Origin of the sequence: Empedobacter stercoris (assembly GCF_025244765.1) — a bacterium.
Taxonomy (GTDB): Bacteria; Bacteroidota; Bacteroidia; order Flavobacteriales; family Weeksellaceae; genus Empedobacter; species Empedobacter stercoris.
On the sequence record NZ_CP104209.1, the window covers coordinates 539,036 to 562,012 of the forward strand.

General features: G+C 31.1%; 24 protein-coding genes. 9 read left to right on the forward strand and 15 right to left on the reverse strand.

Features of this window, described 5'->3' with window-relative positions; all coding sequences use genetic code 11:
* Position 1: 1 nt before the first annotated feature.
* From NZD85_RS02490 to NZD85_RS02500, 3 genes are all read right to left on the reverse strand, one after another.
* On the reverse strand, positions 2 to 916 hold the full coding sequence (locus tag NZD85_RS02490; protein ID WP_260543217.1) for a dimethylarginine dimethylaminohydrolase family protein: 915 nt from the start codon (positions 914 to 916) through the stop codon (positions 2 to 4).
* A 77-nt stretch (positions 917 to 993) separates the two neighbouring features.
* Positions 994 to 1,971 (reverse strand): amidohydrolase family protein, encoded by a 978-nt coding sequence (locus tag NZD85_RS02495; RefSeq protein WP_188320001.1) that lies wholly within the window; start codon positions 1,969 to 1,971, stop codon positions 994 to 996.
* Between the two features lie 190 nt (positions 1,972 to 2,161).
* A complete protein-coding gene (locus NZD85_RS02500; RefSeq protein ID WP_225539454.1) occupies positions 2,162 to 4,393 on the reverse strand; it encodes a RelA/SpoT family protein in 2,232 nt (743 codons plus the stop codon).
* Positions 4,394 to 4,766: 373 nt separating this feature from the next.
* On the opposite strand from NZD85_RS02500, the gene NZD85_RS02505 reads away from it, so the two are divergent.
* Entirely contained in the window at positions 4,767 to 6,674 is a 1,908-nt protein-coding gene (locus NZD85_RS02505; protein WP_260543219.1) for an AMP-binding protein, read from the forward strand.
* A gap of 73 nt (positions 6,675 to 6,747) precedes the next feature.
* On the opposite strand, the gene NZD85_RS02510 is transcribed toward NZD85_RS02505, so the two are convergent.
* The 4 genes from NZD85_RS02510 to recG all read right to left on the reverse strand — a co-directional run bounded on the left by NZD85_RS02510 (position 6,748) and on the right by recG (position 11,554).
* A complete protein-coding gene (locus NZD85_RS02510) occupies positions 6,748 to 7,266 on the reverse strand; it encodes an ankyrin repeat domain-containing protein (protein WP_260543221.1) in 519 nt (172 codons plus the stop codon).
* Positions 7,267 to 7,326: 60 nt separating this feature from the next.
* On the reverse strand, positions 7,327 to 8,850 hold the full coding sequence (locus NZD85_RS02515) for a catalase (protein ID WP_260543223.1): 1,524 nt from the start codon (positions 8,848 to 8,850) through the stop codon (positions 7,327 to 7,329).
* A 251-nt stretch (positions 8,851 to 9,101) separates the two neighbouring features.
* Entirely contained in the window at positions 9,102 to 9,266 is a 165-nt protein-coding gene (locus tag NZD85_RS02520) for a hypothetical protein (protein ID WP_171622052.1), read from the reverse strand.
* Positions 9,267 to 9,448: 182 nt separating this feature from the next.
* Positions 9,449 to 11,554, reverse strand: a complete 2,106-nt coding sequence (gene recG / locus NZD85_RS02525) for an ATP-dependent DNA helicase RecG (protein ID WP_260543225.1) — start codon at positions 11,552 to 11,554, stop codon at positions 9,449 to 9,451.
* 111 nt (positions 11,555 to 11,665) lie between these two features.
* Between recG and NZD85_RS02530 the strand changes: the two genes are divergently transcribed.
* Positions 11,666 to 12,259, forward strand: coding sequence for a thioredoxin family protein (locus NZD85_RS02530; protein ID WP_260543227.1), 594 nt, complete (start codon positions 11,666 to 11,668; stop codon positions 12,257 to 12,259).
* Between the two features lie 68 nt (positions 12,260 to 12,327).
* Positions 12,328 to 12,888, forward strand: coding sequence for a TlpA family protein disulfide reductase (locus tag NZD85_RS02535; RefSeq protein ID WP_260543229.1), 561 nt, complete (start codon positions 12,328 to 12,330; stop codon positions 12,886 to 12,888).
* 71 nt (positions 12,889 to 12,959) lie between these two features.
* Here the strand turns inward: NZD85_RS02535 and NZD85_RS02540 are convergent, their stop codons facing one another.
* Positions 12,960 to 13,511 carry a DUF1697 domain-containing protein gene (locus tag NZD85_RS02540; RefSeq protein WP_260543231.1) on the reverse strand — a complete coding sequence of 184 codons (552 nt, stop codon included), beginning with the start codon at positions 13,509 to 13,511 and terminating at the stop codon, positions 12,960 to 12,962.
* A 137-nt stretch (positions 13,512 to 13,648) separates the two neighbouring features.
* Here NZD85_RS02540 and NZD85_RS02545 point away from each other — a divergent pair, with 137 nt between their 5' ends.
* Entirely contained in the window at positions 13,649 to 14,221 is a 573-nt protein-coding gene (locus NZD85_RS02545) for a TMEM175 family protein (RefSeq protein WP_260543233.1), read from the forward strand.
* Positions 14,222 to 14,266: 45 nt separating this feature from the next.
* On the opposite strand, the gene NZD85_RS02550 is transcribed toward NZD85_RS02545, so the two are convergent.
* The 3 genes from NZD85_RS02550 to NZD85_RS02560 all read right to left on the reverse strand — a co-directional run bounded on the left by NZD85_RS02550 (position 14,267) and on the right by NZD85_RS02560 (position 15,677).
* Positions 14,267 to 14,737, reverse strand: a complete 471-nt coding sequence (locus NZD85_RS02550) for a hypothetical protein (RefSeq protein WP_260543235.1) — start codon at positions 14,735 to 14,737, stop codon at positions 14,267 to 14,269.
* Entirely contained in the window at positions 14,737 to 15,297 is a 561-nt protein-coding gene (locus NZD85_RS02555; protein ID WP_171622045.1) for a hypothetical protein, read from the reverse strand. The genes NZD85_RS02550 and NZD85_RS02555 overlap by 1 nt, the downstream gene beginning before the upstream one ends.
* Positions 15,298 to 15,455: 158 nt before the next feature.
* Complete coding sequence (locus tag NZD85_RS02560; RefSeq protein WP_260543238.1) at positions 15,456 to 15,677, reverse strand: cation transporter; 222 nt, start codon at positions 15,675 to 15,677, stop codon at positions 15,456 to 15,458.
* 148 nt (positions 15,678 to 15,825) lie between these two features.
* On the opposite strand from NZD85_RS02560, the gene NZD85_RS02565 reads away from it, so the two are divergent.
* Positions 15,826 to 17,148 carry a solute carrier family 23 protein gene (locus NZD85_RS02565; protein WP_260543240.1) on the forward strand — a complete coding sequence of 441 codons (1,323 nt, stop codon included), beginning with the start codon at positions 15,826 to 15,828 and terminating at the stop codon, positions 17,146 to 17,148.
* A 60-nt stretch (positions 17,149 to 17,208) separates the two neighbouring features.
* Here NZD85_RS02565 and NZD85_RS02570 read toward each other — a convergent pair whose 3' ends face one another.
* On the reverse strand, positions 17,209 to 18,258 hold the full coding sequence (locus NZD85_RS02570) for a 2Fe-2S iron-sulfur cluster-binding protein (protein WP_188319992.1): 1,050 nt from the start codon (positions 18,256 to 18,258) through the stop codon (positions 17,209 to 17,211).
* A 100-nt stretch (positions 18,259 to 18,358) separates the two neighbouring features.
* Here NZD85_RS02570 and NZD85_RS02575 point away from each other — a divergent pair, with 100 nt between their 5' ends.
* Positions 18,359 to 18,724 (forward strand): methylglyoxal synthase, encoded by a 366-nt coding sequence (locus NZD85_RS02575; protein ID WP_171622041.1) that lies wholly within the window; start codon positions 18,359 to 18,361, stop codon positions 18,722 to 18,724.
* Between the two features lie 59 nt (positions 18,725 to 18,783).
* Here NZD85_RS02575 and NZD85_RS02580 read toward each other — a convergent pair whose 3' ends face one another.
* From NZD85_RS02580 to NZD85_RS02590, 3 genes are all read right to left on the reverse strand, one after another.
* A complete protein-coding gene (locus tag NZD85_RS02580; RefSeq protein ID WP_171622040.1) occupies positions 18,784 to 19,086 on the reverse strand; it encodes a DUF3592 domain-containing protein in 303 nt (100 codons plus the stop codon).
* Between the two features lie 222 nt (positions 19,087 to 19,308).
* Complete coding sequence (locus NZD85_RS02585; protein ID WP_260543242.1) at positions 19,309 to 19,965, reverse strand: NAD(P)-dependent oxidoreductase; 657 nt, start codon at positions 19,963 to 19,965, stop codon at positions 19,309 to 19,311.
* Positions 19,966 to 20,032: 67 nt separating this feature from the next.
* Entirely contained in the window at positions 20,033 to 20,440 is a 408-nt protein-coding gene (locus NZD85_RS02590; protein ID WP_171622038.1) for an RrF2 family transcriptional regulator, read from the reverse strand.
* 108 nt (positions 20,441 to 20,548) lie between these two features.
* Here NZD85_RS02590 and NZD85_RS02595 point away from each other — a divergent pair, with 108 nt between their 5' ends.
* From NZD85_RS02595 to NZD85_RS02605, 3 genes are all read left to right on the forward strand, one after another.
* Positions 20,549 to 21,124: a Crp/Fnr family transcriptional regulator gene (locus NZD85_RS02595; protein WP_260543243.1), complete on the forward strand. Its 576-nt coding sequence runs from the start codon at positions 20,549 to 20,551 to the stop codon at positions 21,122 to 21,124.
* The gene (locus NZD85_RS02600; protein ID WP_260543244.1) at positions 21,117 to 21,716 is read left to right on the forward strand and encodes a hypothetical protein; all 600 of its coding nucleotides are present in this window, start codon (positions 21,117 to 21,119) and stop codon (positions 21,714 to 21,716) included. The genes NZD85_RS02595 and NZD85_RS02600 overlap by 8 nt, the downstream gene beginning before the upstream one ends.
* A gap of 69 nt (positions 21,717 to 21,785) precedes the next feature.
* Entirely contained in the window at positions 21,786 to 22,541 is a 756-nt protein-coding gene (locus tag NZD85_RS02605) for a DUF4241 domain-containing protein (RefSeq protein WP_260543246.1), read from the forward strand.
* Positions 22,542 to 22,977: the final 436 nt, after the last annotated feature.

Consider the following 22,977-nt stretch of genomic DNA (forward strand, 5'->3'; position numbering starts at 1 on the left):
GTTATTTTCGGATTAAAGGCATAGTCGAACATCTTAATAAACCTCCCATTTTAGAGACTTCTCGGTAATTAATCCGTTCAACTTTTATATTCCATACATTTTCTAAATGATCATTTAAACGCGTAAAATTTTTCTCAGAAACGACTACTTCAGGAGAAATAGAAAAAATATTTGGATTCATCCAATACATTTCTTCTTTCGTTACTTCGAAAAGATTTTCTTTTCCAAAAATATCAACTATTTGCTGATATTCATGTTCAAATAAGAATCCGTCTTTGTAAATAATTGCTTTGTCTTTTCCAACAGGATTAAACGTGCAATCTAAATGCAAAATACCTTCGTACGGATCTTGGTCATTCTTTTTCAATTCGAAATCTAAGACTTTCTTATTTGGAAATTTAGCTTTGATATACTCTACAAATTGAACATTTGTACGTCCAGTTTTGAATTGTTTAAAATCAGCTTGTTTGTAAGTTCCGACAAAAATATAATCGTTATACAAAATAACATCTCCACCTTCTACATATACTTCTTCAGGTAAAGAATTGATTTTATTTCCTTTAAACAAACGTTTAATATCGCGATAAGCTTGCAATTCTTCAAAACGGTCTGGAATAATATTCGCTATAAAAAATTCATCTTCAATCACAAATCCGACATCACGAGAAAAAACTTGATTACAATTTTCTATTAAAGTTGGACGTAAAACTTCTACTTCATATTTTTTTAAAACTTGTTCAAATTCTGACATCTCCTCAATCAATTTTTCTTCTTTGGGATAATCATTATTTTTTACAGTTTCATAAGATTTTGCATCGAAAGTTTGATCAAGTGTTGGATTAACTCCATTAGATTCAGCTCGACCCAAAACTACAGTTTGTAGCTGTGCCGTTTCATTCTGTACATTTAATCGCATATTTTTTGTGGTTTTTTATTTTTTTTCAAAAAAAATCCCGCAATTAGCGAGATTTAATTTCTGTATAAATATACATTTTATTTTTTAATTCCTAAAGCTTTCAAGCCATTTACAGTTGCAATATTCGAAAGTTGTTCCACATCATAGAAGTGACAAGATTCTAACATTACACGCAATTCTGTAAGTAAATGTCCGTCAGAGAAAGGTTTGTAAATATCATTGATATTATCTGTTCCAAATGCAACATTAATTCCTCTTGGAATCATTTCATCAACAGGCGTAATTGAATTATGAGAAGGTGCTAAACGCTCTGTACGATTGTGATCTATCCAAGCAGTTGGACAAGATACAATGTGCATATCTGCTTTTTTGATTAAATCATATAACTCATAACGGTATTTTCGGGGATGCGCTGCAACAGATATAGAGTGCACTGCTGAAACTTTTCCTTGCATTCCGTGTTCTATTGTTTTCAATGCTAACTGCTCTGTTTCAATCTCTTCATCGGTATTAAACTGATCGACATGTACATGAACCAATTTGTTTTTTGCCTTTGCTGTAGATAATAAAATATCTAAATGCTCTTCTTCTCTACCAAAATCCTTGGCTGGTAAACCACCGATAATATCCACAAAATCAGAAGACATGTCAAACCATTCGCGTGCTTTTGGTTCAATAACACCTTTCAACACTTGATTTGCAAAACGCATTTCGATGTCTTTCCCGTAATTATCTTTTAAGCGCTGAGCGGCTTGAATACTACGATCTTCGATAACTTCATCTGCATCAATAAAAGAACCAATTGCTTGACAACCTTGCTCTAACATAAAGTTAATTGCTTTTTCCATACGGAAATAAATGTCATCAACAGATGAATTACGTTTCATGTCATCAACTAAGTGCCATTTTTCTTTTAAATATGAATTTGATAAAGCGAAAGTGTCCGAAGTTAACGAATAAGCTCTGTCTAAATGTGAATGTGTATTAACCCAACCTCCTTTTTCTTTGATTCTCTCAAGTACTTCTTCGATCGGATTGTAGTTTTGTCTGTTCATCGTGAGTTGTTTGTTTTCGGGATGTAAAATTAACAAGATTATTCAACAGAAATGAAGCGATTTTATCAAAAAGATTTGTGTAACTTTGTGCCTTTGTTAGTAACCTCAGCAAATAAAAAAATCCAACATTAAGTTGGATTTTTTGTTTTACTCTTTCTATCTTAACGATTTGGATTAATTTCGACTAAAACTAATTTTTATATGTTCTCTTAACAGATTGAATTCCCTCGATATTCTTTAATTCCATCATAATTTTTTCTAATTCTGCTTTATTTTTAACAGAAACTGTAATTTTTCCATCAAAAATACCTGCATCTTCAGACAAATTAATACTGTGCATATTCAAGGAATTATTTTTCGAAATCACCAATGTAATATCACTTACCATTCCCGAACGATCTAATCCTTGAAGTTCAATCAGTGCTTTAAATTCTTGTTGAGAAGAATCAATCCATTTAGCCTTAATAATTCTATAAGCATAATTTGCTTGTAACGAAACAGAGTTAGGACAATCAACTTTATGTACTTTTATCCCTTTCGAAACGGTAATAAATCCATATACTTTATCTCCTGCAATTGGATTACAACAGCTTGCTAATTCATAATCTAAACGTTCCTCATCGTTTCCAAAAACAAGACTATCTAATTTTGTTTTATCAACAGGAATATCTTCTTTCTTCGTTGTATTGAATGTTGATTTTCTAAATCGATTGATTAAACCAGTAAAACCAGAATTGCGTTCTGCGAACTTACGTAAATCATTGTTGTCTATAATTCCCATAGCAACATTATAAAACACATCCATACTTGAACCTAACTTAAAGTATTGCTGTAACTGATTAACTGTATTTTCGTTAAAATCAACCTTTAAGTGTCTCAATTTACGTTGAATAATTTCTTTTCCTTCATCGGCGATTTTGCGTTTATCCGAATTTAAAGAAGCTTTAATTTTACTTCTCGCTTTACTTGTTACGACATAATCTAACCATTCTAATTTTGGTTTTTGTTGCGTCGAAGTAATAATTTCTACCTGATCTCCACTTTGTAATTGATGCGATAAAGGATACAATTTTCCATTGACTTTTGCTCCCAAACAGTGATCACCAACATTCGAGTGAATTGAGTAGGCGAAGTCTAACGAGCTTGCTCCTTTTGGTAGCGAATGCAAATCTCCTTTTGGCGTAAAAACATAGATTTCTTTTGAATACAAATTGAATTTGAAATTGTCCATAAATTCAATTGCATCTTTTGTATCTTCTTGCTCTAACATTTCACGAACTTGGTGAATCCATTCATCTACTTTCGTTTCATCGTTTGAGACATTTTCTTTGTATTTATAATGTGCAGCAATCCCCATCTCTGCTACTTCATCCATTCTTTCGGAACGAATCTGAACTTCAACCCAACGTGCTTGTGGTCCCATCACAGTCACGTGAAGCGACTCGTAACCTGTTGTTTTTGGTTGAGAAATCCAATCGCGCATACGTTTAGGATTTGGTATAAATATATCCGTAATTAAAGAATAGATTTTCCAAGCTAAGAATTTTTCATTTTTTCTATCCGAACGATAAATGACACGAATAGCAAATAAATCAAACACCTCTTCGAAAGGGATTCCTTGATTTATTGTCTTTCTATAAATAGAATTAATCGATTTTGAACGCCCTTTAATCTCAAACTCCAGCCCTTCGGCTTCTAATTTTTCTGAGATTAATTTACAGAAATCATCAATGTATTTTTTTCTTTCTGCTTCAGTTTCAGTTAATTTATGCTCAATATTGTAGTATGCATCTGGTTTGGTGTATTTTAAACTCAAATCTTCTAATTCAGATTTGATGTTATACAATCCCATTCTATGTGCTAAAGGTGCATAAATAAAAATCGTTTCAGAAGCAATTTTTAACTGTTTATCTTCTCGCATACTTTCAAGTGTACGCATATTGTGGAGACGATCTGCGATTTTAATCAAAATAACACGAACATCTTCTGACAAAGTCAATAAAAGCTTTTTGTAATTTTCTGATTGAATGGAAACATCTTGTTTATTTAAAACTGCTATTTTTGTTAATCCATCAATAATTTTAGCAATCTTTTTCCCAAAAAGTTTCTCAATATCTTCTAAAGTATAATCAGTATCTTCTACAACATCATGCATTAAGGCAGCAGCAATAGAGGTTGCTCCAAGTCCAATTTCGTCAGCAACTATTTTCGCAACAGCTATTGGATGATAAATATAAGGTTCTCCAGTTTTTCTGCGTTGATCTTTATGCGCATCAACAGCCAAATCAAATGCTTTGCGAACTAATTTTTTATCGTCATCGGACAGCGTGACATATGTATTTTGAAGCATCTCTTTATAACGTCTTGTTATTTCGATGTTCTCTTTTTCTAATTGTTCATTTGTAATAACGTGAGGCGTCATTTATCTATATTTATGGTAAAATTAGTATTTTATATTATTGTTAAAAAAAGTTAGTCAAACCTTTATTTATCCGCTTTTATTCAAATAAATATACGATATTTTCTATTTATACATCTGTTATTTTGTTTATTTAAATTGTAAATTTAAGAAAATAACATTGAATTGATTTTTAATGTGTATTTGACACACTATCAATTTGATAAGAATTAACGATTTTTAACTGATGTTTTTAACATTTACTCATTCAAACGTCTTAAAATTTATTAAAAATACAAATATTTTCTATGTCTTAAAATAATTAATCAAATAATAATTTATCAAATAAAAACAATTCGTAATTTACCGCAACAAATAAAACACAACACACACACAAATGGATTACAAAACTTTATACTCAAAAAGTATTGAAGAACCCGAACTCTTTTGGAAAAAGGAAGCTTACAAATTGGCTTGGTCAACTTACCCTGAAGAAATTTTAAGAAAAAATGAAAATGGCTATTATTCATGGTTTCTAGATGGAAAAATCAACATGAGCCGTTTGGCTTTAGAGGAAAATATTAAAGCTGGTCGTGGCGAACAAAATGCGTTAATATATGATTCACCCGTAACTGGAGTTAAACAGAAAATAACATACAACGAATTATTAGATAAAGTTAGTCGTTTTGCAGGTGGATTAACTTCATTAGGACTAACGAAAGGCGATACAGCCATTATTTATATGCCGATGATACCTGAAGCTATTGTAGCTATGTTGGCATGTTCAAGAATTGGTGTAATACATTCGGTGGTATTCGGAGGTTTTGCTGCTCCAGAATTAGCGATTAGAATTGATGACGCTCAACCAGATGTCATTATTTCATCTTCTTATGGTGTAGAAGTTAACCGTCAAATCAATTACAAACATTTAATTGATGAAGCTATTAATTTAACGATATATAAACCAAAAGATATTATCATTTTCGAACGTCCAAATCACAGCGACGATTTATCTGCAGCTAATGTACATACATACGATGAAATGTATAAACACGAACCTGTAGAACCAATAGAAGTTCCGAGTACACATCCATTATATATTCTGTATACATCTGGTACAACTTCAACTCCTAAAGGTGTTGTTCGTGATACAGGTGGCTACGCAACCGCTCTAAATTCAACCATGAAATATTTTTATGATTTAGAACCTGGTGACACGATTCTTACAGCAAGTGATATCGGATGGGTTGTTGGACATTCTTATATTGTATATGCTCCTTTGATTTATGGCGTAACAACTGTTATATATGAAGGTAAACCTATCAAAACTCCAGATGCTGGTGCGTTTTGGCGAATGGTTGAAGAATACAAAATAAAAAATGTATTTACTGCTCCAACAGCAATTCGTGCAATACGAAAAGAGGATCCAGAAGGAAAATTATTTCAACAATATGATACAACGAGTTTAAAACGTCTGTTTTTAGCTGGAGAACGATGCGATACTTCTACATATTATTGGTTAAAAGAAATTTCGAAACGTCCCGTTATTGATCATTGGTGGCAAACAGAAAGTGGATGGCCAATGTTAGGTATATGTGCAGGATTACAAGAAATAATGCCAGAACCTGGCGCTGCAGGACTTCCTGTTTTTGGATACAACATCAAAATCGTAAACGAGGAAGGAATCGAAAATGATGTAAATGAAGAAGGGCCTATTGTAATCAAACTTCCACTTCCTCCTGGATGTATGGCAAGTTTATGGCGAAACGAACACCGATTTATTAAAGGATATTTTCAACAATTTCCTGATCATTATCTAACAGGAGATGGTGGTTACAAAGACGAAAATGGATTTGTCTTTATCACTGGTCGAACAGATGATATTATAAATGTTGCAGGACACAGATTAAGCACAGCTACAATGGAAGAATTAGTTTCTTCTCATCCTGATGTAACGGAATGTGCTGTTGTTGGAATAAAAGATGAATTGAAAGGTCAAGTTCCAATCGGATTTATTGTTACAAAAGAAAACGCAACAAAAACTGAAGAAGAAATTGAAAAAGATTTAATTGCTTTGTTACGTAAAGAAATTGGAGGAATAGCATGCTATAAAACAACGATTAAAGTTGATCGCTTACCAAAAACTCGAAGTGGTAAGATTTTGCGTAAAACTTTAACTCAAATTGCAGATGGAACACCATTTACAATTCCTTCTACAATAGAAGACGCGTCTGTTTTAGACGAGTTAATACATGAATTCACAAGAAGAAGTATCGGCGCAGCCTTTACTTCTACAAATTCATAATTTTTTTTCCATTCACTATTCAAAAAGCAGTGATCTCTGGATTACTGCTTTTTTTATGAATTAAACTTATTGATTACATTGTTGTTAACAATTCGATCATTTCTTTATTTTCTTGCAATAACGCATGATCTTTTGCTGTCCTTCCATTAAAGTCTTTAATATTAAGATCTGCACCTTTTTCAATCAACTTTTTAGCAATATCATTTCTACCAAACGTAACTGCAAAAATTAATGAAGTAGCTCCATTAAAATTAACTTGGTTTACATCTGCTTGGTGAGCTAATAAAACATCTACCATTTCTTGATAACCTTTAAACGCAGCTCCCATCAAGGCATTGTTACCCGATTTATCCTGAGCATTTGGATTCGCTCCATTTTTTAACAAGGACAAAACCGCTTCCTTGTTGTCATTATAAACCGCTAAAATCAAAGGAGTAAAACCTCTATCATTAGCCTGATTAACATCTGCACCTTTTGTAATTAATTGTTCGATTAATGCAATATCATTCTCTCTTGACGCAGTATATAAATCTTGTGCAATTACTGTGTAAGTTGTTAGAAAAAAGACGAATGCTAAGAATAATCTTTTCATATATTTTATTTTTCAGAAAGTCATGGAGTCAAAACCAATCGACTCCAATCCATTAATTTATTATTTTGGTAAGTATTGTTTTACATCATTTATAGAAGTATTGGTTGCTTTCATTAAACGTGTACCGTATTCATTATTTGCTTGATAAAAATGGGCAATCATTTTGTGGACGATAACTTTATTTTTCACTGTATTTAAAGCTCCTGATAAATTTTTAATTAAATTTTCTTGATCCTTCTTAGAAAAAGATTGATACAAATCACCTGCTTGTGCAAAGTTATTTTCTTTATCAATCACATGCTGAGTAGTTGTCGTTCCTGCAGGAAAAACTGATTTTGAATAATTGAATTTTGCGTTATCTACCACTTCAGGAACATTTGTCGATGGTTGATAATTTACATCACCTTTTTGTTCACGTAATGACATATAACCATCTTGGTTGTATGTTTTGACTTGAGTTTTTGCTGCATTTACAGGAATTTGTTGAAAATTCCCTGTTAAACGGTGACGCTGTGTATCTGTGTAAGAAAATAATCGACCTTGTAACAATTTATCTTCTGATGCTTCGATACCTGGTACTAATGTAGCAGGCGCAAAAGCAGCTTGCTCCACTTGTTGAAAATAATTTGTCGGATTCTCTTTCAACGTCATTGTTCCAACTTTAATTAATTTAGCTATAGATTCTGGCCAGACTTTTGTGACATCAACAGGATTGAAATCTAAACGTTCAAAATCTTCTCTTTTTAACATTTGAACATATAAATCCCATTTTGGAAAATTTCCTTTCTCAATTTCTTGATGCAGATCCAACGTTGCATGTTCAATAGCTGTAGATTGAATTTCGTTCGCTTCTTGCTGTGTTAAGTTCTTCACTTCTTGTTGAGGCTTCCATTTGTATTTTACATACGTCACTTCACCTTTATTATTTACCCATTTGTAAGCATGCACACCGTTCCCTTCCATCTGACGGTAATTCGCAGGTATTCCGTAATCAGAAAATAACCAGGTTAACATATGTGTCGATTCTGGAAGATTAGAAAAGAAATCAAATACTCGATTAGGGTCAGAAGCACCGTTTGTTAATGGAGAAGGTTTGAAAGCGTGTACCATATCTGGAAATTTAATCGCATCACGAATAAAGAAAACTGGTAAATTATTTCCAACTAAATCGTAGTTACCTTGCTCCGTATAAAATTTCACTGCAAAACCACGTGGATCACGGTAGGTTTCTGGTGAACCTTGTTGATGAGTTACCGTTGAAAAACGTACAAATAATGGTGTTTTTTTTCCTGCTTGTGATAAGAAATCTGCCATAGTAACCTCAGAAAAATCTTGTTCTGCTACAAATTCACCAAAAGCTCCAGCTCCTCTCGCATGAACAACACGTTCTGGAATACGCTCTCGGTCAAAAGCTGCTAATTTTTCAATGAGATGAATATCTTCTAATAAAACTTGCCCATTATTGCCTAATGTTTTAGAGTTTTGATTATCTCCAACAGGAGCCCCTGTATTTGTAGTTAATTGTTGTGAAAATGCAACAGTAGATAGAAAAGCTAATCCTAGTACGAAACTTCTTTTGATCATAATTATAGTTTTAATCTTTATTTATTATTTTAAGACACCACAAAACTATAACCAGTCAAACTATAAATCAAATCTATAAAATCTATTAGATATAATTAATTTTTATAATAATTAAATCTCAACAAATTAGTCAACTCAAATCGTAGATATATTATTTTACAATAGATTAATAAATTAATACTATACCAGAACTGTTGATTTATAAAATTCATAAAAAAAACCGCTATACAGCGGTTTACCTATTATATGGATTAATATTTTCTGAAACGTTGAAACGAAACTGTTGGTTTTATTTTTATTGATTCATTAGCGATCAAAATCATTACATTCAAATGTTGATTAAACTTCCATAATGAGTTTCCTTCAACCTCTATTCCTTGTGGAGTTCTAATAAGTTCTAAATTTGTGTACATCATAATCTGTGTGTGTTTTTTGGTTGACGCTAATATTATGTTAAAAAATAAATATTTTGTTAATTCATCTTAACATACTTAATAAAATTAAAAGTTTCCTATAATACGCGATATTTATAAATTCATTTTTAAACTATCACATATTATACCAAAAAATATATCACGTATTTATTTAACGTTAAATTTTAAGAAATTTGACTCCAACCTACTTTATCTTTATGATTTTCAATAAAATATTTTTTTGTATTTTGATAAATTGGTGATGACAAAGTCGGGTCTTGATTTAAGATAATTTCAACACATTTTCTTGCTGCATACAACACTTCTTTATCTTTTGACAAATCAGCAATTTTAAGATTTAGAACACCACTTTGTTGCGTTCCCATCATATCGCCTGGACCTCGTAGTTCCAAATCTACCTCTGCAACTTGAAATCCATCATTAGTTTGACACATCGTTTGAATGCGACGTTTCGAAACGTCATTCAATTTTCCTCCTGTCATCAAAATACAATAGGACTGCTCTTCACCCCGCCCTACACGTCCACGAAGTTGATGCAGTTGAGAAAGTCCAAATCGTTCAGAGTTTTCGATAATCATTACCGAAGCATTAGGCACATTAACACCCACCTCTATCACAGTTGTTGCAACTAATATTTGTGTTTCATGATTTTTGAAACGATTCATTTCAAATTCTTTATCAGCAGGCTTTTGCCTTCCATGTACTATACTAATTCCATATTCTGGTAAAGGAAAAGCACGCGAAATACTTTCGTAACCATCCATCAAATCTTTTAACTCTAATTTTGCAGACTCTTCAATTAACGGATAAACAACATATATTTGACGACCTTTGGCAATTTCATCTTTCATAAATTTAAAAACACTTAACCGATGCGCATCTGTTTTATGAAGAGTCTTTATTGGCTTTCTACCTTTTGGTAACTCATCGATCACAGAAACATCTAAATCGCCATACATTGTCATAGATAATGTCCGAGGAATTGGCGTTGCTGTCATCACTAGAATGTGAGGTGGAAGTTTAGCTTTACGCCAAAATTTAGCACGTTGAGCCACACCAAAACGATGTTGCTCATCAATAATCGCTAATCCTAAATTCTGAAAAATAACGTTATCTTCTAATAAGGCATGTGTTCCGATAATGATTTTTAGATTTCCATTTTCTAAATTCTCAAGAATTGGTTGACGCCTTTTTTTCGTGACCGAACCTGTTAACAATTCAACAGAAACATCTAAGCCGTTCAATAATTCTGTAATACTTTCATAATGTTGTTGTGCCAAAATTTCGGTTGGCGCAATTAAAGCAGCTTGATAGCCATTATCTACTGCGATCAACATCGTTAACAATGCAACCATTGTTTTTCCTGAACCTACATCTCCTTGCAATAAACGATTCATTTGTGCAGGTTGACGAAGATCAGAGCGAATTTCTTTAACCACTCTTTTTTGAGCATTTGTCAGTTCAAAAGGTAAATATTCGTTGTAAAACCTATTGAAATAATGACCAATTTCTGGAAAAGAATTACTTCTATTCTTTTGTTTATTAACTGCTTTTTGAGAAAGATTAGCTAAATTCAGAAAGAAAAATTCTTCAAATTTTAAACGTCGAATAGCAGCATTTAATTCTGTTAAATCCTTTGGAAAATGAATCGCTTTTAAGGCTTCATTTCGTCCAACTAATTTATAATGATCAATTACATTTTGAGGTAAATTTTCAGGAATATCGATTTTTTCAGCAAAAAGGTTCATCATCATTTTCTGAAGAACTCGATTTGTAATTCCTTTTTTCGTTAATTTTTCTGTGCTTGGATAAATAGGAAATAAACCAAGTGGAATATTCTTAGCATCTTCAACTAATTCTATCTCAGGATGCGTAATACTAAGATTGTTATTGAATAAATTTGGTTTCCCATAAAGCACAACTTCTTTGAAAAGATCATTTTTTAGTTTCTCTTTTTGCCAAGATGAAACCTTGAACCAAACCAATTCCAACGTTCCTGTTCCATCCTGAAACTTCCCAACTAAACGCTTTACTTTACCTTGATTTATTTCTTCTAACTGAACAATTTTGCCTTTTAATTGAATTTCGGCAGCTGTAGATGAAATTTCAGAAATTTTATAAAATTTCGATTTATCAACATAACGAAAAGGAAAATGTTGTATCAAATCTTCGTATCTAAAAATTCTGAATTCACTTTGCAGTGTTTTAGCACGCTCAGGACCAGCTCCCTTCAAATATTCTATGGTTTTCTTTAATGGATTTTGATACATTTTTCTACTTTAGAAAGTCGCAATTTACCAAATTTTAACGACAAACTATGTCATCTATGTTACAAAATAAGCTCGTAGAATTACTTTATATTTGTATAAAATAATAAACAAATGAAATTAGAAGAATACATCAACAAGGGGTTAACGTACGAAGATTATATCACACGTGTAGAAGATGAGTTAGAAAATGAAATCGAAAACGATGATCCGAAAGAATATGTGCAATATTATGCGTTGGGATTACAACGTATGAATAGAGTTTATAAAACGTTTAAATTAAATCCTGCTCAAGAAACACGTATAAAATCGACTGTAAATAATTTTAAATTATTAATTATTACAGAGGGATGGTGTGGTGACGCTTCTCAAATTTTACCAGTTGTAGAGCGATTTGCAAATGCCTTAAACGTTTCGACACATTATATTTTCAGAGATGAGAATATGGATTTAATGGAAAAATACAAAACAAATGGAGCTGCTTCTATTCCAATTATTATTGGTGTAAATGAGGATAATGAAGAAGCTTTTCGTTTTGGCCCTCGTCCAAAAGCTGGAATGGAAATGTTAGCTCGTTTTAAAAATAATCCTGATAAATATTCGGCAGATGAGTTTCACGAAGACTTACAACATTTCTATAATAAAAATAAAGGAGAAGATATTGTAAATGAAATTTTAGATTTAATCGACGAAAATATCGCGAATTAATCAGGTTTTTCAATTTGTTCAACTTGTTAATTGTTTGCATCTTTGTGTAAGATTTTTTTTAAAAAAATATGAAAGGAAATAAACAAATTATTTTTGCTATCGTTGTAGTAATTGCTTTAGTTGCTATAATGTTTACACCGGTTGGTACATTTTTTAAAAATAAAATGGAAGATAATAGCCACATTGCTGGTGCTGATGTAGAATTATCAGAAAGTGATTATGATATTGATTTGATTGGATATAATGGAGCAACAAATACTAACTTGCTTGATTTCAAAAAAAGTGGGGAAGTCGTTTTTCTAAACTTTTGGGGAAGTTGGTGCCCTCCTTGTGTTGCAGAAATGCCAACTATTCAGAAATTATATGAGGCAAAAGGACAAAAAGTTAAATTTGTACTGGTTACAATTCAAGATAAACCGAAAGTTTTTAATCCATTTTTGGAAAAAAATAATTATACAATGCCCGTTTATGAGCCAAATAGTCCAATATCAAATAATATGTTACCGAAAGTTTTTCCAACTACTTACATCTTAAATAAAAAAGGAGAAGTTGTATTAAAAGAAACAAAAACAAGAGATTGGAACGATAAAGAAATTAATGATCTGTTAGATCAATTAGTTGCAGAATAATTTCATTCTAAAAACATATAAAGCGTCATTAACTTAATTATTAATGACGTTTTTTTATTGTCATTCTTTTTCTAATTTTCTCTCATCGAAGCAAGTTGTAATAAAGAAGTTGCGGTATTATGATTTCTTGTTGTTGCACTTACTTGTAATAAATTTTCGAAAAAAATATTGGTCAATTTTGTTTTTCCATATCCAAATGGACAGTACAAATAAACCACTTCATTCTTGATTTCGTATTGTTCATCTTCGGCTTTTATATGTTCAATTTTCTCCTTATCAAATTCTGCTGGTTGATTTCCCAAAAAAGTATAATATAAAAACTCTTTATCGAGTGTAGAATCGTGAAGAAAAGGATTTTCCTCTATGATACGTTTTAATTTATCTATGGTAAGAATTAAGACTGGAACTTCAAAAGCAAGTGATTCAGCAATTTTATCATGAATTAAATCTGCTATTTCTTTGAGATTGGTCAAGTTTGAAGAAAAAACCGCATTACCACTTTGAACATAAGTTGTCACATTCACAAAAGATAAATCTTCTAAAAGCTTCGTTAAAACATCCATTTTGATGATTTTTTTTCCGCTAACGTTGATTCCTCTTAGAATCACAATAAATGTATTCATAACCTACTTTGTTGACACTAAATTAGTTCATTTAGAATTAAATATAAACCTAAATTTTAGAATTACAACAACAAAAAAATAAATTAAACATGTTATTTTATGATTAACAATTAATATATTAGATTAAATTAAAAAGTATGACAACCAATCGATTAGAAGCCTTTAGTGATGGCGTTCTTGCTATCATTATTACCATTATGGTATTGGATTTAAAAGTTCCTATTGGTAATGATTTAATGAGTTTAAAACCATATTTACCTAAATTTTTAAACTATTTATTTAGTTTCATTTATGTCGGAATCTATTGGAATAATCATCACCATCTTTTTCAAGCAATCGAGAAAGTGAATGGTGGAATTCTTTGGAGTAATTTACACTTACTTTTTTGGCTCTCTTTATTACCTGTTTCAACGGGTTGGATGGGCGAAAACTTTCATTCAAGATTTCCAGTTGTATTTTATGGTTTTGTATTATTAATGAGTAGCCTTGCCTTTATGCTCATCGAAAAAACAGCTATAAAACAAGAAGGAAAAGAATCTATTATTGGTAAATCGGTAAGTCAAAATCTAAAAGAAAAAGGATCAAGTATTGGCTATATTTTAGGTATTGTTTTAGTTTTTATTCAACCAGAATTTGGAATAGTTGTGTACGGTATTATTGCTTTAATTTGGTTAATCCCAGACAGAAGAATAGAAAAATCAATGAAATAATTTTAAACATATATTATTAATTATAAAGCAATTAAATGAACTATATTAAACTTTTAATTTAATTACTTTTTTACGTTTTCTCTTCTTAAACATAACACGTAACAAGCGATAACCATAGGTTACTTTTTTGCTTTTTGTGATAATAGGAAAAGCCATTGTACACATCAACGCAATACACGCTGTTGTGCCTAATGCACCTCCATAACCATTAAAAATTTGACTCGTGTAATGCAATAAAATAGCAAATAACATGGGCGAAAAAATCAACGAAAAATAACTAATATTAATTGTCGAAGAAACCATTCCGATGAACGTTCCACCAATTACGTAAAGAGGTATATTGTCCGTGTAAAATTGAGGCAAAATGGTTGGAAAAAAGTAGAAAAAACCACCAATAATCATCGCTATCACCGCAGATGAACGAACTGGACCTTGCTTAAAACGAATGTTTAATTCAAAAGTTGTCAACGATGCAATAATGGAACACATCATTAATATTAAAAATTCAATAATCATTAGCCTAAGATTAATTTAAACAATAACATACTCAATAAAACGCCAATAAAAGCTAAAGTACCAAGTTTTCCACCTACACCAACAAATAATGATTTTGTGGCAAAAAATAACAACGCAGTAAAAATTCCTGCTGTAATAATCATCCAATAAACATATTCAACATCCAAGGAAGTCATTCCAATAAAAGCTCCACAATAAATAGGTCCTGCAACTTGTTTTAAATAATCAGAACGTGGATTTAGCTTCGTTAAAAAGGAACCTAAAGTACCAATAATTCCCGCAGAAAAAACTGCACCTAAGCCTAATTTATTATTCATTAAATAGGTAATTATTGCAGCGATTGGGATCCATAAAACCAATGTTTTTCGATCAAAGGAATATTCGTGATGATGCAAAGGAAATTTGCGGTAAACAATCAGCAAAAGCAGACAAATTGCAACAATAATATACGGTACAAGATCATGTTCTATACGCTCGTTTATAATCGAGAATAGAAATAAAAACTGAATAATAAAAATAATCAGAATGGTAACGAATTTTATGATGCGTTTACTGTTCATTTCAAATTTTGAAGCTGCAAAGTTAATGACTCATTATGAAAAAAATAGAATAATTTTATTAATTATTTTGTATTAAAAAATCCCAAATCATTCGTAAATGATTGGGATTACATTGACTTAAATTATCACAAAAAATAAGTCGTTCTACCTAAAAACCTTTATTCTTTAATTAATTCTGCATTAAAACCAACTTCTTCGATTGTATCAATAATTTCTTCTTCAGTTATTTGTACACCTTTAACTGTTAAAATTTTATCAGGATTATTCGTGTCAACCTCCCAAGATTCTAAATCTTGTAATTGATCTAAGTAAGACTTTACTTTATTTAGACAACTGTTGCAATTTATATTTGTTTTGAATTTTAATTCTTTTGTCTTCATCATTCATTGATTTACACTCACAAATTTCGAACTAAATTGCGGCATACCATTTATATTATTAGGTGAAATAGTTATATGATTTCACAACTAATTAATCGTTTTGAACTACTTTTGCACTCAAACAAAAACAATTTCAATCTCTTTTAAAATGAGTCAACAAAATGACCAAAAAATTGTCTTAGCGATCGACGAAAAACCGAAGTTAGGACAAGGAATATTATTGAGTATACAACATCTTTTTGCAATGTTCGGAGCTACAGTATTAGTTCCTGCCTTAACAGGAATGTCGCCTGCAATTGCATTAATTTCGAGCGGAATAGGAACATTGGTTTTCATCCTTATAACAAGAGGAAAAGTTCCTTCTTATTTGGGTTCTTCATTCGCGTTTATCAATCCAATTATAGCAATGAAAGCGTTAGAAGCAAATCCTGAAAGTGGTATTGCAGTAGGTAGCTTTTTAGTCGGAAGTTTTTTAGTCGGAGTTACTTATTCCATTGTCTCGCTTATCATCGCAACAGCAGGTACAAAGTGGCTGATGAAACTTTTACCACCAATTGTCGTAGGTCCAGTTATTATGGTTATTGGTCTGGGATTGGCTTCAACAGCGATTAAAATGGTGACAAATAATCCTTCTGGAGAATATGATTTAACATATGTTACCATTGGTTTTGTTACATTGATTATTACGGTGATCACCGCAATTTTTAGTAGAGGATTTTTAAGTGTTATCCCTATTTTAGTTGGGATTATTGGTGGATATCTTTTTGCTATTGCAATGGGAGTAGTTAATTTAGAACCTGTTTTACAAGCGAAATGGTTTATGGTTCCAGATTTTACTATTCCATTTATCAATTATACTCCTACACTATCTTGGTATGTTATTTTCCTGATGATTCCCGTTGCAATTGTACCTATTGCTGAACACATTGGACATCAATTAGTCTTAAGTAAAGTAGTTAACAAAGATTTGATTGATGATCCTGGTTTAGACAAATCGATGTTAGGAGATGGAGTTGCGACGATGATTGCTGCATGTTTGGGCGGACCTCCTAATACAACATATGGTGAAAACATTGGCGTTTTGGCTATAACAAGAGCATTTAGTATTTATGTATTTGTTGGCGCTGCCTGTTTTGCTATTTTATTTGGATTTTGCGGAAAAATTTCAGCTCTATTAAGCACAATTCCAACACCTGTAATGGGTGGAGTTTCCATTTTATTATTCGGAATTATCGCTTCGAGTGGTTTGAGAATGTTGATTGAAAATAAAGTAGATTTCAAGGTTAAACGAAACTTAATCATATCTTCTGTTATTCTAATCATTGGAATTGGAGGAGCAGCAATTCATATTGGAGATTTATTTTCGTTAGAAGGAATGGCTTTGGCGTCTATCATTGGTGTTGCATTAAATTTAATCCTTCCAGGAAGAGAGATTATAACATTCAAAGAAATGTTTGATGAAGAAGATTAATCAAATCATAAAAAAAATGGCGAACATTACTGTTTCGCCATTTTTTTATTAATCTTATTTCTAAACATCATCAAAATCAATTGATAAAGTAGCCGATTTTGGTCGAGAAATACACGCTAATGTTATTCCTTCTTCGTAATCAGAATCCGTTAATACATAGTTGTCTCCAATATGCACTTCGCCTTCTGTCACCTTACACATACAAGAAGAACAAACACCTCCTTTACAAGAATAAGGTGCGTCAATACCAGCATCTAACATGGTATCAACCAAATTTTTTCCTCTATCCCAAGTCACTTCAGATGTTTCACCATCGAGTGTTACTGTAACTTGAACCGTTTGAGGACCTTCATCGTGTTTAGTAAAAATATCTTCTGTTTTAACAGATGGATTAAACATTTCAAAATGAATATGTTTTTCGATAATTCCCGCTTCGTTTATTTTCTTAGCTAAAGTCAAAATCATTTCCTCAGGTCCACAAACCATTGCTTCATCAACTTCATTGATATCGATAATTTGATTCAAGATTAAATCAAATTTTTTCTCATCAATTCGTCCGTTGTAAATGAAATTTTCTTGTTCTTGTCTTGTGAAAAAATGATGAATAAAAACGTTGTTTGGATACTTTTGTTTCAATTCCGTCAAACGCTCTTTGAACATAATCGAATTTTCGTCTCTATTCACATAAAAAATGTGGAAGTTCACCCACTCCTCTGTTTGCAACGTAAACTCTAACATACTCATAATTGGTGTAATTCCACTACCTGCAGTAAAAGCCAATAATGTACGTTTTTCGTTGGGTTTTGTAGGAATTGTAAAGCGACCACTTGGTGTCGAAACTTCTAATTGATCTCCAACTTTTAAATCATTGAAAAGATAATTCGAAACTTTTCCGTTTGGTTGAGATTTTACCCCTATACTCCATTTTTTATCATTTGGAGAAGCACATAAAGAGTAGTCTCTTCGTTCTCCGTTTATGTTTAGTGTGATATATTGTCCAGGTAAAAAGTTGTATTGATCTTGCAATTCATCAGGAACATCAAATGTAATTTGAACCGAATCTGCTGTTAATTTTACAATTTCTTTTACCGTTAATAAATTAAATTTCATAGTCGTTTTACTATTTATAATTCTCAAAACAACTCAATATTTAAGATTGTTCTGCTAAATTTGTACAAAAGTAAGATTTTAGATTAAATAGAAAAAATATATGGAAATAGCATTGATCGCTCATGACGGTAAAAAAGCCGAAATGGTAAATTTTTTAATGAAACATAAAGAAGCGTTAAATAAAAACAACATAGCTTTTATAGCAACTGGAACAACAGGTAAATACGCTGAACAAACGGGATTGAAAGTGACACGCTATCTTTCTGGACCTTTAGGTGGTGATGCACAGATTGCAGCTCGTGTTGTAGAAGGAAAAACAAATATGGTTTTCTTTTTTAGAGATCCAATGGGAAAACATCCTCACGAACCAGACGTTAATATGTTATTGAGGTTGTGTGATGTACACAACATTCCTTTAGCTACAAACCCTGCTACTGCCGAAATGTTATTGGATCATTTAAAATAAAATATTTTTAATCAGTAATAATTAGAAAATAATAAAAGGAACTAAAAATTTAGTTCCTTTTATATGACATTTTTGAAGTAAATATTTTCTGGATTCTGCGGATCGATCAAAATATCAACATCTTTTCCTTTTTTTAATCGTTCGTTCGCATTTACATCACCAAAATATTCGAACTCTGTATAATAAATTTTTTCTGTGTTAGGATGTGTGTAAAAAACTTCTACAACATAATCTGGCAAATGATTTTCGCCTAATAAGCTTCTTTTAATTTCTATAATATGAGCTTTAACTTTTAAACCTTTTTTTAATAATCTTGTGCGATTTAGATAATCGAACAAAAAATTAAATCCTAAGTACCCCATTAACAAACTACATAATAAAAATATTATTCCAAGTAGTAGGTTAAAAAATATTTCAAGATTTAAGAAAGAGCATAAAAGAACGAAACCTACACTTAAGAGTAAACATCCTATTGCTATTGACAATTTCATTATTCTTGCATTTGATTTGTATTTTTCACAAATCGTACCAAAAAAAATCTTTTTGTCCTAAAAATTTGATATTATTTATCATTTACCACACCCTTAGTAGGCTGCAGTAAATCTTTCTTTAATGTACTTCGCATTTTCTATTTCATCTGCAATGACAACCGCCACATCTTCTACAGACAAAACACTACGCCCTTCTTCATTAAAAACAGGCACATCTTTTCCAACTCTATATTTTCCTTTTCGCTCTCCTGATGTTCCCTGATGCATTTCTGGTGCTGGAGAAAACATCGTCCAATCCAATTCATTATCTTGTTTTAGGATATTGTAATAATCTCTTGCAGCCAAAGCTCCTTGCTTGATTTCTTCTGGAAAACCAGGAGCGTCTACAATTTGTACTTCTTTTTCGTCATTCACATATAAACTTCCTGCACCACCAATCACTATCAACCGTTTTACGCCTGCTAACTTCGTTGCCTCTTCAATTGCTTTTGCTCCTTTTATATAATCTTCATAAATAGATGGATTTGACCACCCAGCATTAAATGCACTTACAACTACATCCGCCCCTTTCAGGTCTGTAGACAAAGCTTGTACATCATTTACGTCTAAGGCAACTTTTGCTACATTTTTGCTATCCAAAACTTTATCTGTATTTCTTGCAAATGCTTTAATAGATTGATTTCTATCCACTAACTCTTCTACAATGTGTGAGCCTACAAAACCTGTTGCTCCAATTACTGCTACTTTCATTTTTTATAATTTGTTTGATTAATTATATATTGTAATTAATATTGTTACAATTAAATTCAAAAAAAATTTACTGAAAATCATCAGAAAACTCTTTTAATGTTTTATGATTTAATGTTTTTATTAAGTCAGATTCCGCTTTATTAAATAAAACTTCAAGATTTGCGTTCATTTGTTTTCCAATTGGACATTCAGGATTTGTTTGATTCATTTTTCCGAAAATATTTTCGTGATTTACAATTTTATAAACATCTCCAAGTAAAATATCGGCTGCATTTTTCGTTAAAAAAATTCCACCTTCTTTCCCTTTCTTCGAATTGATATAACCTGCTTCTTTCAAAAACCTAATTTCACGACGTACAACAACTGGATTTACATTGATACTTCCTGCAATAAAATCAGAAGTAATTAATTGCCCCTGAAATTTTTCGGCCAAGACTAAAATATGTATAGCTGTTGCGAATCTTAAATTATTCATTTTAATGATTTAATACTTCAAAAGTAATCTTTTATTTTAAATGTAACAAATTTTGATACATTATTATTGATTAAATTCTGCTAAATTTGTAAACATACTGCTATATGTATGGAAAATTATAAAAAACATTTATCAACAATCATTGATTTAACCGAAGAACAATGGTCAAAAATAGAAAATGAATTGGTTGTAAAAGAATACAAAAAAAATGAGTTTATTTTAGAGCCAGGTGTATATTCTGAAGACTATTATTTTGTTGAATCGGGTGTTATTCGTTCTTACACAATTGATGATAATGGGAAAGAACATCTACTACAATTTGGAACAGAAAATTGGATTGTAAGCGATCGAAACAGCGCTTTCTGTAAACAAAAATCTAAGTTTTACATTCAAGCAATTGAAGACTCGACAGTGATATTGTTAAATGAAAAATTGAATGAACTAATTATTAGTTTGAACCCAAATTATTTAGCTGCACAAAACAAATTGATTCAGAATCATGTACGTAGTTTACAAGACCGCATCAATTTATTACTTGGTGCTTCAGCAAAAACGCGCTATTTAGAGTTTATGCGTTTATACCCCAACCAACTTTCTCGCATCCCCCAATGGATGATTGCCTCTTATTTAGGAATCACGCCCGAGAGTTTAAGTAGAGTTCGTAAAGAAATTGCACATGGATAATTATAGTTTTGAAATTTTTGTACCCGAAAAACCGAAAAAAAACAACAAGCAAATTGTAAAATTGATTCTATCTTTTCTTGTTGTTACGGTAATCAGCTTTGTTTTTTTAGAATTGAAAGTTTTTAAAAATCAAACGTATTATTACATTTTTATTGGACTTTTAGCAACAGTTGTGGCCTATTGGAATGGTTATTTCAAAAAACCATCAACAGAATTAAAAGGTAATTTTGATGGAAAACTTACTTTCTCAAAAGATGGAATTTCAGTAAAAGATCAATTTTTTGCTGTTAAGGATTTATTTTCCATTGTAATTGATAATGATGATTATAAAGGAAAAGCAGTAAAATCATTTGGTGAATTTGAAACCCCAGAAGGTTCGCACGGAATTAGTAATTTGATAACATTAAAAACCAAAGACAAACAATTCATTGAAGTTTATTTCAAACAAAATTCGTTATCAGAATTTTCGAAAATAGAGCCTTTTTTAATCAATTATTACAAAAATAATCTACTTTCCGAAGAAGATTTAATTTCGATTATGCATTTAGAATATGACATCGATAAAAACGAATTAAAAAAGAAATTGAGATAATTAAATCAACCTCTATTCTCTCGCTATCATTATTTAATGTAATTTTGTACCACTTTAAAATAAAAAAATATGCAACCAACAGCAGAATGGTTAAAAACTTGGGAATCTAAAAGAGAATTTACTTTGGCTCCTAACGACTTAGAAAAATATTTTACCGATAAAGAAATTAGTGGAGTTGAGATTGACCAAATTGATTTGGGAGAAGTGTCTTTGCCTTCAGGAAAGATTTTTGTGAATGATCCTTTGGGAGAATATTTATCAATGGATAAAGATCCTTATTTCCTTGAAACACCAAAAGGTAATTTTCCTGTCACTGCAAGCATTGTAAAATTTGAAGACGATGGTGATGTTGAAAACTTAATTGGTTGTGTAAAAGTTGCTTTTACAGACGAAAAACCTGTTCGTTATGAAGAAGCAATGAAAGGAATCGAGTTGATTGAAGAATTACAAGAAGGAGAATACTTTGGTTTCTCAATCGAAAGTGGTTTAGCGACTATTGTTGATGCAGAAGCAAAAGATTCTTTTGTAAAATTTATCGATGAGTTCGAAAGTAAAGGTGATGCTAATTTATACGATGATTATTTTAACGCATTATTCGTAGAAAATGCTAAAAATAATCCTAAATATCAATCAGAAGAAGGAGATTGGATCAATTGGACAATTCCAACAACAGAATTTAAATCACCAATTTTTCAGGCTGGTTTCGGAGAAGGAATCTATCCTGCTTATTTTGGATACAATGGAAAAGGAGAAATTGTTGCATTTTACATCCAATTCATCGATGCTGAATTAGAAGATTCAGAAGATGATGACGAATGGTTGTAATAGATTTTATCAAATAATATTTAAAATCCTTCAAGAAATTGAGGGATTTTTATATTTAAAATATGTATCTTAAACTATTATATCTCATATTTAAACTGAATAAAAAACTCCTATTTTTCAATTTACTTATTATAGGAACAATAAGTTGTTCTAAGAAAGTTGATTATCAAAAAGCAATTGAAGCTAATGGAAATTTATTTGATATGAATTATGAATTAAGAGGAAAAACATATGTATTCAATAATCAAACAACTTATTATTTTTATCTTAATACTGATACAATTGAATATATAAGAGTTCTTAAATCAAAAATTCTGGATGATTATAAAAGGTTTGCGCAACTATAATAAACTATTTTACACTAAAAATACAGAAAATAAAAATACTTACGGTTTTAAAAATGAATATAAAATCTCTCAAAAATTGAAAGATAATT